Origin of the sequence: Pseudomonas sp. WC2401, from assembly GCF_041200115.1 — a bacterium.
GTDB classification, from domain to species: domain Bacteria; phylum Pseudomonadota; class Gammaproteobacteria; order Pseudomonadales; family Pseudomonadaceae; genus Aquipseudomonas; species Aquipseudomonas fragi.
Map to the genome: position 1 here is coordinate 1514296 of NZ_CP165623.1, position 15012 is coordinate 1529307.

Below are 15012 nucleotides of genomic sequence, written 5' to 3' on the forward strand. Positions count from 1 at the left end.
AAGGCTGCGTCCGATTGCGAAGCGATCGTAAAACCTTTGTCTGCGGCTTAACAGGTAGGCAGCGAACTCAGGTTTTACGACGACTGCGTCGCCGGACGCAGCCTTCGTTCCTCGGCAGCTGCTACGAGGGTAGGAGTGTTCTTGTCAAAATCCAGATTTGCTTCATCCTTGCGGGCCTATCGCAGTGTGCCCACGGAGAAGTATCGATGTCCTCAGTCCACCGGTCCTGGCGCCACGCCAAGCTGGCGCTGGCAGTCAGCCTCGCGTCGACGTCCGCCTGGGGCGTGAGCTTCAATGTCGGCCCGGTCGAGGGGCAGATCGATTCCGAGTTGTCCATTGGCGCCAACTGGTCCACCGCCAGGGCCGACAGCAAGCTGATCGGCGCCAATAACGGCGGAACGGGCCAGTCGCAGATTTCCGATGATGGCCGTCTCAATTTCAAACGCGGCGAGACCTTCTCGAAAATCTTCACCGGCATGCACGCCCTGGAGCTCAAGTACGGCGACAGCGGCCTGTATGTGCGCGGCAAATACTGGTACGACTTCGAGCTGCAGGACGACAGCCGCCCCTTCAAGGCCATCAGTGACAGTGGTCGCCGGGCCAGTGCGCAATCGGCCGGCGCGCAACTGCTCGATGCATTCGTGTATCACAACTACGCCATTGCCGATCAACCCGGCGCGGTACGTCTGGGCAAGCAGGTGGTCAGTTGGGGCGAGGGTGCTTTTATCGGCGGCGGCATCAATGCCATCAACCCCACCGACCCCGCGGCCTATCGTCGGCCGGGCACGGAATACAAAGACGGTCTGGTGCCGGTCAATCTGTTCTATGTGTCGCAAAACCTCACCGACAACCTCTCGGCCGACGCCTTCTACCAGCTGGACTGGGAACCTTCCGAGGCGGACAACTGCGGCACATTCTTCTCCCAGTCTGACGTGATTGCCGACGGCTGCAGCGGCAACTACCGGGTGATGAGCAAGCGCTCGGCCCTGGATGTTGCCGACCTGGCGGCGCTCACCTCGGCGGGTGCAGAGGTGAACGAGGAGGGCGTGCTGGTGCGCCGTGGCGCCAACCGCAATGCGCGCAACAGCGGGCAATTTGGCGTGGCCATGCACTATATGTTCGAGCCGCTGGACACCGAGTTCGGCGCCTATTTCATGAATTACCACAGCCGCGACCCGATCCTCAGCGCCGGCGCCGCAGCGCAATCGGCCTACAACGCGGCGGCAGGCGCGGGTGGGCTGGCGCCGATGATCGTCGCCGGCAACTCCAGCTATTACGTCGAGTACCCCGAAGATATCCGCCTGTACGGTGTGAGTTTTGCCACCACGTTATCCACAGGCACGGCCTGGAAGGGCGAGTTGAGCTACCGGCCCAATGCCCCGGTACAACTCAACAGCAACGACCTGTTGTACGCCAATGTCACGTTGTTGCCCGGCCTTGCCGATGCATCGCCACTGACCGTTACGCCTGGCGCGGATGTGCAGGGTTATCGGCGCAAGGAAGTCACTCAGTTGCAGACCTCCCTGAGTCATGTGTTCGATAACGCGATGGGTGCCGATCGTCTGACGGTCACCGGCGAAGTGGGGGTGACACATGTGGCTGGCCTGGATAGCCCGTCCGGGCTGCGCTACGGGCGTGACCCGGTGTTTGGCTCCGCAGGCACTGACGGCTTCACCACGGCCACTTCCTGGGGCTACCGTGGCCGGGCGGTGTGGCAATACAACAGCGTGCTGCCCGGGGTGAACCTCAAGCCCAACCTGGGGTGGTCCCATGACGTCAGCGGCTACTCGCCGGGGCCTGACGCCAGCTTCGAGGAGGGCCGCAAGGCCATCAGCCTGGGCCTGGACGGTGAGTACCAGAATACTTACACCGCCAGCCTGTCATACACCAACTTCTTTGGCGGGCGCTACAACACCCTCAGTGATCGCGATTTCATGGCGCTGACGGCGGGGGTGAAGTTCTGAATCGGGATTTGTGGGCAGGCGATCGGGCGACTATTGTTGGTGCAGTGCAAATGTTATCGATCAAAGGAATTTTTACCGTTGGTCGTGTTCCAACGCCTATAAAGGTCTAATGCCTATGGCCTTTGCCCCCAGAAAGATTGATCAGGAGCTTCACCATGTTCATTTCGCGTCGTTTGATTGTTGCTGCAAGTGCGGTTGCCTTGCTGGCCGGCTGCGCTACGCCCAACCCGTATGACAACCAGGGCCAGGCGTCTTCCGGCACGGGCTTGAGCAAGACCGCCACCTACGGTGGCCTGGGGGCTCTGGCTGGTGCTGTGGCGGGTGCTGCCATCGACCATAACAACCGTGGCAAAGGCGCGTTGATCGGCGCTGCTGTAGCGGGCCTGGGGGCTGCGGGTTATGGCTATTACGCTGACAAGCAGGAAGCAGCCCTGCGTGCGAGCATGGCCAACACGGGCGTTGAAGTTCAGCGCCAGGGCGACAACATCACCCTGGTGATGCCGGGCAACATTACCTTCGCCACCAACTCGGCCAACATTGCCCCAAGCTTCTATCAGCCGCTGAACAACCTGGCCAACTCGTTGAAGCAGTTCAACAACCAGAACCTGATCCAGATCGTGGGTTACACCGACAGCACCGGTAACTACAACTACAACATGCAGCTCTCGCAGCAGCGTGCGCAAAGCGTAGCGACCTACCTGACGTCTCAAGGGGTCAGCGGCCAGTACCTGTCGGTCAAAGGCATGGGCCCGGCTGATCCGATTGCCAGCAACGCCACCGCAGATGGCCGCGCACAGAACCGTCGCGTGCAGGTGACCCTGGCACCAATCCCGGGCATGCAGTACCAGCAGCCGGGTCAGGTGCAGCAGTACCCTTGATCAGTACCTCGTAGCAGTTGCCGAAGGCTGCGTCCCGCTGCGAAGCAGTCGCAAACCCTGGGTGCGGGGTTTGCCTGATACACGGTGACGGCTGATCTTGCGACGACTTTGTCGTCGAACGCAGCCTGCGGCAGCTGCTACGGGTGGGCGCAAGACACACAACAAAAAGCCCCGCGATCCTTGCAGATCGCGGGGCTTTTTGTTGTGCGCAGTTTTTACTTCTTCAGGCCGTAATGCTCATCGAGCATGCCCGGGCCGTTGGGGCTCTTTGGCGCGTAGTCCAAAGGCGGCTCGGTGCTGTGCGGCGGGGTGATGCGCTCGCGATGCGGTTGTGGCACATCCGGGTGCAGGGCTGCCAGCAGGCGTTGGCGAGTCTGCTCGTCCAGGGCCAAACGGTTGGCGCCCTCGGCGAGGTGTTCTTGCACGTCCTGATAGCTCTGAGTGAGTTTCTTCACCAGGTTGGCGGTGGTATTGAAGTGGGTAACCACTTCACTTTGGTAACTGTCAAAACGTTCCTGGATGTCGTCCAGCTGACGCTGCGTGCGGTTAGGCACGGCATTGGGCAGCAGACGAGCAACCAGAAAACCAATGGCGACACCGGCAACCAGGGCGAGAGTCGGCAACAACCAAATCAAGAGCGAGTGTTCCACGAGTCCTTCCTCTATAAACGGCTTTGCTTTACGTTAACGGCTCGGACCTGCGCTGTATACCGCGATGCACTCGCAAATATGTCAGACAGAATCTATCAGCTAGACGAGTCGACCCAATCTGAGGTCACGGAGTTCCCTCTTGCTTACCCGCGAAACCCCCGTAGTAATTGCTGGCCCGGTCGGCCAGCTCGAAGCCCTCTACCTTGATTCTGCTGAGCCAAAGGGCCTTGCGCTGCTGTGCCACCCCAATCCGGTACAGGGCGGCACCATGATGAATAAAGTGGTTTCGACCCTGCAGCGCACTGCCCGTGATGCTGGCCTGGTTACCTTGCGATTTAATTACCGTGGCACCGGCGCCAGTGAAGGCAGCCACGACATGGGCAGCGGTGAAGTGGACGATGCGTTGGCCGCAGCTCGCTGGTTGCGGGCCAAACACCCGGACTTGCCGATCACCCTGCTCGGTTTTTCGTTCGGCGGTTTTGTTGCTGCCAGCCTGGGTGGCCGGCTCGAAGCTGAAGGCGAGCAGCTGTCGCGGCTGTTTATGGTGGCGCCGGCAGTGATGCGCTTGCGTGACGAAGACCCTTTGCCCCACAACTGCCCGATCACGGTTATCCAGCCCGAAACCGACGAAGTGATCGACCCGCAGCTGGTCTATAACTGGTCAAACGAGCTGTCGCGCCCCCATGAGCTGCTGAAAGTGGCAGAATGCGGACACTTTTTTCACGGCAAGCTGCCCGAGCTCAAAGAGTTGGTAGCGCCACGCCTTTCGAATTGATTGCAGCCTGATAAGCGATTACCCATGACCTCTCGTACTCGTATCCTCACCGGCATCACCACCACCGGTACGCCGCACCTGGGCAACTACGCCGGGGCCATCCGCCCTGCGATCGTGGCCAGCCGCGACCCCAATGCCGATTCGTTTTACTTCCTGGCTGACTACCATGCCCTGATCAAGTGCGATGACCCGCTGCGCATTCAGCGCTCGCGTCAGGAAATCGCCGCGACCTGGCTGGCCGCCGGCCTGGATGTGGAGCGTGTGACCTTCTACCGCCAGTCTGATATCCCGGAAATCCCCGAACTGACCTGGCTGCTGACCTGCGTGGCGGCCAAGGGCCTGCTTAACCGCGCCCATGCCTACAAGGCTTCGGTGGACAAGAACCTGGAAAACGGCGAAGACCCGGATGCAGGCATCACCATGGGCCTGTACAGCTACCCGGTGCTGATGGCTGCGGACATCCTGATGTTCAACGCCAACAAGGTGCCGGTGGGTCGTGACCAGATCCAGCACGTTGAAATGGCCCGCGACATTGGCCAGCGCTTCAACCACCTGTTCGGCAATGGCAAAGAATTTTTCGCCATGCCCGAAGCGCTGATCGAAGAAAGCGTGGCCACCTTGCCGGGCCTCGACGGTCGCAAGATGTCCAAGAGCTATGACAACACCATCCCGTTGTTCAGCAGCGCCAAGGACATGAAAAGCGCGATTTCGCGCATCGTCACCGACTCCCGTGCGCCGGGCGAAGCCAAAGACCCGGACAACTCGCACCTGTTCACCCTCTATCAGGCGTTCTCGACGCCCGTGCAGGCGGCCGAGTTCCGCAGCGAACTGCTGCAGGGCCTGGGCTGGGGTGAGGCCAAGGAGCGTCTGTTCAAGTTGCTGGACGCCGAACTGGGCGAGTCCCGCGAGCGTTACCATGACTTGATGTCGCGTCCTGACGATATGGAAGACATCCTGCTGGCAGGCGCGCAAAAAGCCCGCAAGATCGCGGCACCTTTCCTTACCCAGTTGCGCGAAGCGGTTGGCCTGCGTTCGTTTGTCAGCGCCGCGCAAACCGCCGCCACCAGCAAGAAAAAAGCCGTGAAGGGCCCGCGTTTTGTCAGCTTCCGTGACGAAGACGGCAGTTTCCGCTTCCGCCTGCTGGCGGCCGATGGTGAGCAATTGCTGTTGTCGCGCAGTTTTGCCGATGGCAAGACGGCGGGGCAGGTGACCAAGCAGCTGCAAGCCGGTGAGCCGCTGGATGTGCGCAGCGACGCGCTGAGCTTCAGCGTCTGGCTGGGCGACGCCTGTGTGGCCGACAGCCCGGCTTTTGCCGACAGTGCGGCGCGTGATGCGGCGATCGAAGCCTTGCGCCTGGCCCTGGTGCCAGCGCAAGACTGAGAAACTGCGACGTTTCGTCTCAGGTTTGATTGCCATTCCCAAGGGTCGTCGCTACAGTGTCGGCCCGTTTTTGTTGCCTTGCTAACGAATTATGACGCCTCTAGAACGATATCAAGCAGATCTGAAACGCCCGGACTTCTTTCACGATGCCGCGCAGGAAAACGCTGTGCGCCATTTGCAGCGTCTGTACGACGACCTGGTCGCTTCCTCGCAGAGCAAGCCCGGCCTGTTTGGCAAGCTGTTCGGCAAAAAGGAGCTGACCCCGGTCAAGGGCCTTTACTTCTGGGGCGGCGTAGGCCGTGGCAAGACTTATCTGGTCGATACGTTCTTTGACGCCCTGCCGTTCAAGGAAAAGGTGCGTACCCACTTCCACCGCTTCATGAAGCGCGTGCACGAAGAAATGCGCACCCTCAATGGCGAAAAGAACCCGCTGACCATCATCGCCAAGCGCTTCTCCGATGAGGCGCGGGTGATCTGCTTTGACGAGTTCTTTGTGTCGGACATTACTGACGCCATGATTCTCGGCACCCTGATGGAAGAGCTGTTCAAAAATGGCGTCACCCTGGTGGCCACGTCGAACATCGTGCCGGACGGTCTGTACAAGGACGGCCTGCAGCGTGCGCGCTTCTTGCCCGCCATTGCCCTGATCAAGCAGAACACCGAAATCGTCAACGTCGACAGCGGCGTCGACTATCGCTTGCGTCACCTCGAGCAGGCCGAACTGTTTCACTTCCCGCTCAACGAAGAGTCCGAGAAGAGCCTGCGTGAGAGCTTCAAGGCGCTGACGCATAACTCCAACAGGGCGATCGAAAACGATGATCTGATCATCGAAAACCGCACCATCCGCGCCTTGCGCACCTGTGATGATGTGGCCTGGTTCGAGTTCCGCGAGTTGTGCGACGGCCCGCGCAGCCAGAATGACTACATTGAGCTTGGCAAGATCTTCAACGCCGTGATCCTTAGCGGTGTCGAGCAGATGGAAGTAAAAACGGACGATATCGCCCGGCGCTTTATCAACATGGTCGATGAGTTTTACGACCGCAACGTCAAGCTGATCATCTCGGCCGAAGTTGAGCTTAAAGACCTGTACAAGGGCGGGCGCCTGAACTTCGAGTTCCAGCGTACCCTCAGCCGTTTGCTGGAAATGCAGTCTCACGAATACCTGACGCGGGCGCACAAGCCCTAGTCGAGAAAAAGGCCTGCACTGCAGGCCTTTTTTTTGCGCGCTCGCTTCTAGGCTTCGGCAGCCTTGAACCCCAGGCGCTGCACATGTTTGGCAACTTCGCGGCCCATGCCTGCGCCGATCAACAGCCATATCAGGATGCGCGCCTTGTACGGGCACAGAAACCCGCACATCACCGCGCCGCGGTCGATCAGGTCCATCTCGCTGCCGATAAACCCGTAGCACGCTTCGGCGGTTGGGCCTGAGCCTGTGCGGCTTGCCACCAGTACCGGAATTTCGGTGGTGATCTGGTCGATCAGGTCCACCCAGTCGACACTGACATGGCCACCGCCGAAAGCGCTGACCACCAGTGCGTCATATCCCAAGGCCAGTATGTGCTCCAGCAACACCGTGTCGGCTGCCAGGGTGGTGGGCAGCAGGGCCACCCGGTGATGAATGGAACGGGGCATGGGCAGAACGGTGCGTGCGCCAGTTTTACGCAGATAGCAGACCCGGTTTTCGATCATCAGCCCCACGGGGCCGAACAGGGGTGAGCTGAAGGCTTCCAGAGCCATCGATGAGGTTTTGCGCACATGCAGGGCCTGGTGAATCTGCTCGTTCATGACCACCAGAACGCCGCGCTTGCGGCTTTGTGTATCCAGGGCCACCCTGGCGGCATCGAGCAGATTGGCGGGGCCGTCAGCACTGGGTCGATCGCTGGGGCGCATGGCCCCGGTCAACACCAGTGGCACATCGACATTCCACAGCAGATCAAGGAAAAACGCGGTTTCCTCCAGGGTATCGGTGCCTTGGGTAATGACGACGCCTTGCACCCCCAGCTTCACTTGCTCCTGGGCCCAGATCAGCACTTCAAGCATCAGGTTGAAGTCCAGGGATGCGCTCGGTATCAGGCACAGGGTGTCGACGCGCACGTCCAGCCCTTCATGCAGTTGCGAAATGCCCTCAAGCAACGCTTCGCCAGTGAGTGCAGGGGTGGCACCTGTGCCGGATTGTGTTGCACGCATACTCACGGTGCCCCCCAGGGCGCCGATGGAGAGTATGGGCAGGGTGTGGTGGTTGAGTTTGTGCGCCATGCTGTGTACCTCCGCCGCAGGGCCGGTAAAGCCTCTTCTTGTGGGGGCCCCCTGTTGAGGGCGTTTTTTATCAGAGGCTTTTCGGGCGAGCGGAGAAATCAGACTGTTCTGCTTGGTGTGTAGTCCATCGCTTAGTTTTTAAGCGACCTGATTTACACCTGCGTGCAGGAACTGTTGACGATACTGGTTTGGCGACAGCTCGGTATGTTGGCGAAACAGTCGCGCGAAGAAGCTGGCGTCGTCATAGCCTACGTCGTAGCTGATGGTCTTGATGCTTTTGCGGGTGGCCGAGAGCAGGCCTTTGGCGGTTTCTATGCGCAGGCGCTGCAGGTAGTGCAGGGGTTTGTCGCCGGTGGCCAGCTGAAAACGGCGCATAAAGTTGCGGATGCTCATGCCGTGATCGCGGGCGACGTCTTCGAAGCGGAACTTGTCGGCGAAGTGCTCTTCGAGCCAGTGCTGGATTTGCAGGATGATCACGTCCTGGTGCAGCTTCTGGCCGCCAAAGCCGATGCGCCCCGGGGTGTAGTTGCGCTGCACCTCGTAAAGGATGTCGCGGGCCACGGCCTGGGCGATGTTGGCGCCGCAAAAACGCTCGATCATGTAGATATAGAGGTCGCAGGCCGAGGTCGGCCCGCCGGCGCAGTAGAGGTTGTCGGCGTCGGTGAGGTGCTTGTCCTGGTTGAGGTGTACCTGGGGGTAGCGACGGGCGAAGGTATCGAAAAAACGCCAGTAGGTAGTGGCTTCCTTGCCGTCGAGCAGCCCGGCTTCGGCGAGCCAGAATACCCCGGTGGCCTCGGCGCACAGCACGGCACCGCGGGCATGTTGTTCGCGCAGCCAGGGCACTACTTGGGGGTAGCGCTGGCAGAGGGTGTCGAAGTCATCACCGAAGGCCGGGAGGATGATGATGTCAGTGTCCTCCAGGGCGCCGTCCACGGGGAGCACCACGTCGCTGAAGCTGGTGGCCGGCTTGCCGTCGGGGCTCACCAGGCGGGTTTCGAAGGTGGGGGTCAGGCCTTGGCCCAGTTGCTTGCCGTGACGCAGGCTGGCGAGGTGAAAGAAGTCCTTGGCATGCATCAGGGTCGAGGCGAACACCCGATCGATGGCCAAAATACTGACACGCCGCAGGGGCGTGGAGAGTTGATTAGACATAGACATATTTTGATTATTCTTATAGGTGAAATTGGTCAACTTGCGGCTGGATCGTCTTATGTTTTTTCCTGTGTGTCCAGAGGTTGCTGCTTTTGTGGGAGCGGGCTTGCTCGCGATGGCATCCAGGGGGTTTGCCTGAAACACCGCAGCGTCTGCATCGCGAGCAAGCCCGCTCCCACAAGGGGGCGGTGGGTCAAGGCGCCGGGTTTGGCTGGTCCTTGTGGATCGCTTCAATGCCCGCCAGCACGTCATCCGACAGCTTCAGGTCGTGGCTGGCAATATTGCTTTTGAGTTGCTCCATCGTCGTGGCGCCAATGATATTGCTGGTAACGAACGGTTGGCGGGTAACGAAAGCCAGGGCCATTTGCGCCGGATCCAGGCCATGTTCGCGGGCCAGGGCCACATAGCGCTCGCTGGCAGCCACGGCCTGCGGGTTTGAATAGCGCGAGAAGCGGCTGTAGAGGCTCAGGCGGCCTTTTGGCGGCTGGGCGCCGCCACTGTACTTGCCAGTGAGCATGCCGAACGCCAGGGGCGAGTAGGCGAGCAGGCCGCACTGTTCGCGAATGGCGATCTCCGCCAGGCCCACTTCAAAGCTGCGGTTGAGCAGGCTGTAGGGGTTCTGGATCGATACGGCGCGTGGCCAGCCGCGGCTTTCGGCCAGTTGCAGGAACTTCATGGTGGCCCACGGCGTTTCGTTGGACAGGCCGATATGGCGGATCTTGCCGGCCCTGACCTGCTCGTCGAGCGCTTCGAGGGTGTCTTCCAGCGGGGTAAAGGCTTCGTCGGCGTTGTGGCTGTAGCCCAATTGGCCGAAGAAGTTGGTGCTGCGCTCCGGCCAGTGCAACTGGTAGAGGTCGATCCAGTCGGTTTGCAGGCGCTTGAGGCTGGCGTCCAGGGCTTGCACGATATGGGTGCGGTTGTGCTTGAGGTTGCCGTCACGGATGTAGTCGATACCGTTGCCGGGGCCGGCGATCTTGCTGGCCAGGATCCAGTCGGCGCGATCACCGCGCTCCTTGAACCAGTTGCCGATATAGCGCTCGGTAGTGGCGTAGGTTTCGGCCTTGGGCGGTACCGGGTACATTTCGGCAGTATCGATAAAATTGATGCCGGCATCTTTGGCGTAAGCGATCTGCTCGAAGGCTTCAGCCTGGGTGTTCTGCTCGCCCCAGGTCATGGTCCCGAGGGCGATTGCGCTTACGTTCAGGTCGGTGCGGCCAAGCTTTCGGTAGTCCATCGGGTGCTCCTTCGGGTAAACAAACATAAAAGCAGGTTGTAATTTTTTGCGCAATCTGGATAATTGCCCACCTCTTTCTGCAGTGGAAGTGATGCGCCGCCTGCCGAAGAATCTTGCCGTTGAACGGACGCGCTGACCCGAGCCCCCGATAGCGTCTGTATCCGGCTGCCTTTGACTTGTCAAAGTACGCACTATTCAGTAAGATCCGCCGTCTAATTTACAGGGCGGCCCCTGAGGCTATAAAGAATGAAAACTTTTACTGCTAAACCAGAAACAGTAAAGCGCGACTGGTTTGTCGTCGACGCTGCTGGTCAGACCCTGGGTCGTCTGGCCACCGAGATCGCGAGCCGTCTGCGTGGCAAGCACAAGCCGGAATACACTCCGCACGTTGACACCGGTGACTACATCGTTGTTATCAACGCTGAGCAAATCCGTGTTACTGGTGCTAAAACCACTGACAAGATGTACTACTCTCACTCCGGTTTCCCGGGCGGGATTAAGTCGATCAACTTCGAAAAGCTGATCGTCAAAGCTCCTGAGCGCGTGATCGAGACCGCGGTTAAAGGCATGCTGCCTAAAAACCCACTGGGTCGCGACATGTACCGTAAGCTGAAAGTCTATGCGGGCGCTGCTCACCCTCATACTGCTCAGCAGCCCCAAGAACTGAAGTTTTAACGGAATAGTTCATTATGTCGGCGACTCAAAACTACGGCACTGGCCGTCGTAAAACCGCAACCGCTCGCGTTTTCCTGCGTCCGGGTACCGGTAACATCTCCATCAACAACCGCACTCTGGAGAATTTCTTCGGTCGCGAAACTGCCCGCATGGTAGTTCGTCAGCCGTTGGAACTGACTGAGACTGTCGAGAAATTCGACATCTACGTCACCGTGATCGGTGGTGGTGTAAGTGGTCAAGCTGGCGCAATCCGCCACGGTATCACTCGCGCACTGATGCAGTATGACGAAACCCTGCGTGGCGCTCTGCGCAAAGCTGGCTTCGTTACTCGCGATGCTCGTGAAGTTGAACGTAAGAAAGTCGGTCTGCGTAAAGCGCGTAAGCGTCCGCAGTACTCGAAGCGTTAATTCGCAGCTTCGTTCAAAAAAGCCCAGTCTCCTTCGGAGCTGGGCTTTTTTTATGGGCGATGATTTAACGGTGTGACAACTTGCCACATCCAGCAAACGCCTATACTACAAGGCCTGTAGCCGCCCCAGAGCGGTAATTACCTTGTAAGACTAGGGGCTTTTCATTACCATTCTGCAAAATTTTTATAAGTAATAGATGCATATTTAGTAGATGCCTGATTTAACAGGCCACAAAGCTGATGGGAGAGGACTGAATGAGCAATGACGGCGTAAATGTCGGCCGGCGTCGCTTCCTCGTAGCAGCCACATCCGTGGTGGGTGCTGCAGGAGCGGTGGGGGCGGCGGTCCCGTTCGTGGGGTCGTGGTTTCCCAGTGCCAAGGCGAAAGCCGCTGGCGCACCGGTGAAAGTGAATATTGCAAAGGTTGAGCCAGGTCAGCAAATGATTGCTGAGTGGCGTGGTCAGCCGGTATTCATCGTACGTCGCACCGAGGAGATCCTGGCAAACCTGAAGAAGATTGAAGGGCAGCTCGCTGACCCGGACTCCAAGCAATCTGATCAGCCTGCTTATGTGAACCCCGAGTTGCGGTCGATCAAGCCAGAGATTCTGTTGTTGATCGGTATTTGCACCCACTTGGGTTGCTCGCCTACATTCCGTCCCGAGGTCGCGCCTGTAGATCTTGGCAAGGACTGGGTCGGTGGCTATTTCTGCCCTTGTCATGGTTCGCACTATGATCTGGCCGGCCGCGTCTACAAGGCCCAGCCAGCCCCGCTGAACCTGCCAGTACCGCCCTACTACTATGAGACGGACAACATTGTTGTCGTTGGCCTCGATGGGGAGAACGCGTAATGAGCAAGTTCATGGATTGGGTAGATGCCCGCTTCCCCGCCACCAAGATGTGGGAAGACCACCTCAGCAAGTACTACGCCCCGAAGAACTTCAACTTCTTCTATTTCTTTGGTTCTCTCGCATTGCTCGTTCTGGTCAACCAGATCGTGACCGGTGTGTGGCTGACCATGAGCTACACGCCGTCGGCTGAAGAAGCCTTTGCTTCTGTCGAATACATCATGCGTGACGTCGAATACGGCTCAATTCTGCGCTTGCTGCACTCTACCGGTGCATCGGCGTTCTTTATCGTCGTTTACCTGCACATGTTCCGTGGCCTGCTCTATGGCTCGTACCAGAAGCCCCGCGAGCTGGTCTGGCTGTTCGGCATGATGATCTACCTGGCCCTGATGGCTGAAGCCTTTATGGGTTACCTGCTGCCTTGGGGGCAAATGTCCTACTGGGGCGCCCAGGTGATCATTTCGCTGTTCGGTGCGATCCCGGTGATCGGTAACGACCTGACCCAGTGGATTCGCGGTGACTACCTGATCTCCGGGATTACCCTGAACCGCTTCTTCGCCCTGCACGTGGTGGCCTTGCCTATCGTGATCCTGGGCCTGGTGGTGCTGCACATCCTGGCCCTGCACGAAGTCGGCTCCAACAACCCCGACGGCGTGGACATCAAGAAGCACAAGGACGAAAACGGCATACCGCTGGACGGCATTCCGTTCCACCCGTACTACACCGTCAAAGACATTGTCGGCGTGGTGGTGTTCCTGTTTATCTTCTGCTCGATTGTGTTCTTCTTCCCGGAAATGGGTGGTTACTTCCTGGAAAAACCGAACTTTGAACAGGCTAACGCCTTCAAGACGCCGGAGCACATTGCCCCTGTCTGGTACTTCACGCCGTTCTACGCGATCCTGCGGGCCATCCCGGACAAGCTGCTTGGCGTCATTGCCATGGGCGCCGCGATTGCCGTGCTGTTCGTGTTGCCGTGGCTTGACCGCAGTCCGGTCAAATCCATGCGCTACAAGGGCTGGATGAGCAAGGTATGGCTGTGGGTGTTCTGCATCTCCTTCGTGATCCTGGGCGTGTTGGGTGTATTGGCACCGACCCCGGGCCGCACGCTGCTGTCGCAGGTGTGTACGTTCCTGTACTTCGCCTACTTCATTCTGATGCCGTTCTACACCAGGCTTGAGAAGACCAAACCGGTTCCGGAAAGGGTGACTGGCTGATGAAAAAGCTATTTGCTGTATTGATGCTCGCGGTAATGCCTGTGTTCTCCTTTGCGGCAGAACAGGGTGTGCAGCTCGACAAGGTCGACATCGATGTTTCTGACAAGGCGGCCCTGCAGGACGGCGCGCGTACATTCGCCAACTACTGCATGGGCTGTCACAGCGCCAAGTTCCAGCGTTACGAGCGCGTAGCCGACGACCTGGGCATCCCCCATGAAGTCATGCTTGATAACCTGGTGTTCACCGGTGCCAAGATTGGCGATCACATGAAGATCGGCATGCAGCCCAACGATGCCAAGGCCTGGTTCGGTGCAGCACCGCCGGACCTGACCCTGGTAGCCCGTGTGCGCGGCACCGACTGGCTGTACAGCTACCTGCGTGCCTTCTACGAAGACCCGTCGCGCCCCTGGGGTGTGAACAACAAGGTCTTCCCGAACGTAGGCATGCCTAACGTGCTGGCACCGTTGCAAGGTCGTCAGGTCATCGGTTGCAAGCAAGTTCAGATCGTCGAAGACGGCAAGAAGCAGTATGATCCGCTCACCGGCACGCCTTTGACCCATGAAGCGTGCGACCAGCTGACAGTGCTGCCAAAAACCGGCGCCCTGACAGAAGAGCAGTTCGATGAGAAGATCAAGAATCTTGTGACCTTCCTGGCCTACTCGGCCAACCCGGTGAAGCTGGAGCATCAGCGCATCGGTACTTACGTGCTGATCTACCTGGCCTTCCTCTTTGTATTCGCTTATCTGCTCAAGCGCGAATACTGGAAAGATGTGCACTGATATAGTTACACGCAATGCTGTTAATCGTGCGCGCCCAAGGGTGTCTCTGAAAAGGTAACAGTGCAGGTCGGGTGGCAGGTGGGGTCAATGACCTTGCCTGCCACCCGGGTTGCGGTTATCAGAGGCGTTCCTTGGGCGCGTTCGTTTTTCTGCTCCCGATAATTTCAACAAGCGAGGAGGACCGCCATGGGCGTGACCAATCGGTTGGCCTGTTACTCCGACCCCGCCGACCACTATTCCCACCGGGTACGCATTGTGCTCGCAGAGAAAGGTGTCAGCGCCGAGATCATCAGTGTGGAGGCGGGCCGTCAGCCGCCGAAGCTGATCGAAGTGAACCCCTACGGCAGCCTGCCAACCCTGGTCGATCGTGACCTGGCGTTGTGGGAGTCGACCGTGGTGATGGAATATCTGGATGAGCGCTACCCGCATCCGCCGTTGTTGCCGGTTTACCCGGTCGCGCGGGCCAATAGCCGCCTGCTGATCCATCGCATCCAGCGCGACTGGTGTGCGCTGGTTGACCTGATCCTTGATTCGCGGACCAAGGAGCCGGCGCGTGTGCAGGCCCGCAAGGAGCTGCGCGAAAGCCTGACGGGTGTTTCTGCATTATTTGCCGACAAACCTTTTTTCCTCAGTGATGAGCAAAGTCTGGTCGACTGCTGCCTATTGCCGATACTCTGGCGCTTGCCTGTTTTGGGTATTGAATTGCCGCGGCCAGCCAAGCCGTTGCTCGACTATATGGAGCGCCAATTTGCGCGTGAGGCTTTCCAGGCGAGTCTGTCTGGTGTCGAACGCGACATGCGCTAAGG

At 59.0% G+C, this 15012-nt stretch carries 15 protein-coding genes; 11 read left to right on the forward strand and 4 right to left on the reverse strand.

Annotated features, from left to right (window positions below):
- The first annotated feature begins 206 nt into the window (after positions 1-206).
- Both AB3G35_RS06930 and AB3G35_RS06935 read left to right on the forward strand, forming a co-directional pair.
- The gene (locus AB3G35_RS06930) at positions 207-1964 is read left to right on the forward strand and encodes a DUF1302 domain-containing protein (protein WP_369782417.1); all 1758 of its coding nucleotides are present in this window, start codon (positions 207-209) and stop codon (positions 1962-1964) included.
- A 155-nt stretch (positions 1965-2119) separates the two neighbouring features.
- Positions 2120-2842 (forward strand): OmpA family protein, encoded by a 723-nt coding sequence (locus tag AB3G35_RS06935; protein WP_016779503.1) that lies wholly within the window; start codon positions 2120-2122, stop codon positions 2840-2842.
- A gap of 215 nt (positions 2843-3057) precedes the next feature.
- Here AB3G35_RS06935 and AB3G35_RS06940 read toward each other — a convergent pair whose 3' ends face one another.
- Positions 3058-3492 carry a YhcB family protein gene (locus AB3G35_RS06940; RefSeq protein ID WP_016779504.1) on the reverse strand — a complete coding sequence of 145 codons (435 nt, stop codon included), beginning with the start codon at positions 3490-3492 and terminating at the stop codon, positions 3058-3060.
- A 139-nt stretch (positions 3493-3631) separates the two neighbouring features.
- Between AB3G35_RS06940 and AB3G35_RS06945 the strand changes: the two genes are divergently transcribed.
- From AB3G35_RS06945 to zapE, 3 genes are all read left to right on the forward strand, one after another.
- Positions 3632-4267, forward strand: a complete 636-nt coding sequence (locus tag AB3G35_RS06945) for an alpha/beta hydrolase (protein WP_086795878.1) — start codon at positions 3632-3634, stop codon at positions 4265-4267.
- Between the two features lie 24 nt (positions 4268-4291).
- Positions 4292-5647 (forward strand): tryptophan--tRNA ligase, encoded by a 1356-nt coding sequence (locus tag AB3G35_RS06950; RefSeq protein WP_086795879.1) that lies wholly within the window; start codon positions 4292-4294, stop codon positions 5645-5647.
- Between the two features lie 91 nt (positions 5648-5738).
- Positions 5739-6833, forward strand: a complete 1095-nt coding sequence (zapE, locus tag AB3G35_RS06955; protein WP_029611241.1) for a cell division protein ZapE — start codon at positions 5739-5741, stop codon at positions 6831-6833.
- 47 nt (positions 6834-6880) lie between these two features.
- Here zapE and AB3G35_RS06960 read toward each other — a convergent pair whose 3' ends face one another.
- From AB3G35_RS06960 to AB3G35_RS06970, 3 genes are all read right to left on the reverse strand, one after another.
- A complete protein-coding gene (locus AB3G35_RS06960) occupies positions 6881-7903 on the reverse strand; it encodes an asparaginase (RefSeq protein WP_095039897.1) in 1023 nt (340 codons plus the stop codon).
- Positions 7904-8041: 138 nt separating this feature from the next.
- On the reverse strand, positions 8042-8977 hold the full coding sequence (locus AB3G35_RS06965) for a GlxA family transcriptional regulator (RefSeq protein WP_169844891.1): 936 nt from the start codon (positions 8975-8977) through the stop codon (positions 8042-8044).
- A gap of 268 nt (positions 8978-9245) precedes the next feature.
- Positions 9246-10286: an NADP(H)-dependent aldo-keto reductase gene (locus AB3G35_RS06970; RefSeq protein WP_016779510.1), complete on the reverse strand. Its 1041-nt coding sequence runs from the start codon at positions 10284-10286 to the stop codon at positions 9246-9248.
- Between the two features lie 246 nt (positions 10287-10532).
- Here AB3G35_RS06970 and rplM point away from each other — a divergent pair, with 246 nt between their 5' ends.
- The 6 genes from rplM to AB3G35_RS07000 all read left to right on the forward strand — a co-directional run bounded on the left by rplM (position 10533) and on the right by AB3G35_RS07000 (position 15010).
- Positions 10533-10961: a 50S ribosomal protein L13 gene (gene rplM, locus AB3G35_RS06975; protein ID WP_369782419.1), complete on the forward strand. Its 429-nt coding sequence runs from the start codon at positions 10533-10535 to the stop codon at positions 10959-10961.
- A 14-nt stretch (positions 10962-10975) separates the two neighbouring features.
- Positions 10976-11368 (forward strand): 30S ribosomal protein S9, encoded by a 393-nt coding sequence (gene rpsI / locus AB3G35_RS06980; RefSeq protein WP_003216038.1) that lies wholly within the window; start codon positions 10976-10978, stop codon positions 11366-11368.
- Between the two features lie 254 nt (positions 11369-11622).
- A complete protein-coding gene (petA, locus tag AB3G35_RS06985; protein WP_083369776.1) occupies positions 11623-12216 on the forward strand; it encodes a ubiquinol-cytochrome c reductase iron-sulfur subunit in 594 nt (197 codons plus the stop codon).
- Entirely contained in the window at positions 12216-13427 is a 1212-nt protein-coding gene (locus AB3G35_RS06990; RefSeq protein WP_016779512.1) for a cytochrome bc complex cytochrome b subunit, read from the forward strand. Before petA ends, AB3G35_RS06990 begins: the two co-directional genes overlap by 1 nt.
- On the forward strand, positions 13427-14206 hold the full coding sequence (locus AB3G35_RS06995; RefSeq protein ID WP_016779513.1) for a cytochrome c1: 780 nt from the start codon (positions 13427-13429) through the stop codon (positions 14204-14206). Before AB3G35_RS06990 ends, AB3G35_RS06995 begins: the two co-directional genes overlap by 1 nt.
- 186 nt (positions 14207-14392) lie before the next feature.
- Complete coding sequence (locus AB3G35_RS07000) at positions 14393-15010, forward strand: glutathione S-transferase N-terminal domain-containing protein (RefSeq protein ID WP_016779514.1); 618 nt, start codon at positions 14393-14395, stop codon at positions 15008-15010.
- Positions 15011-15012 lie beyond the last annotated feature (2 nt).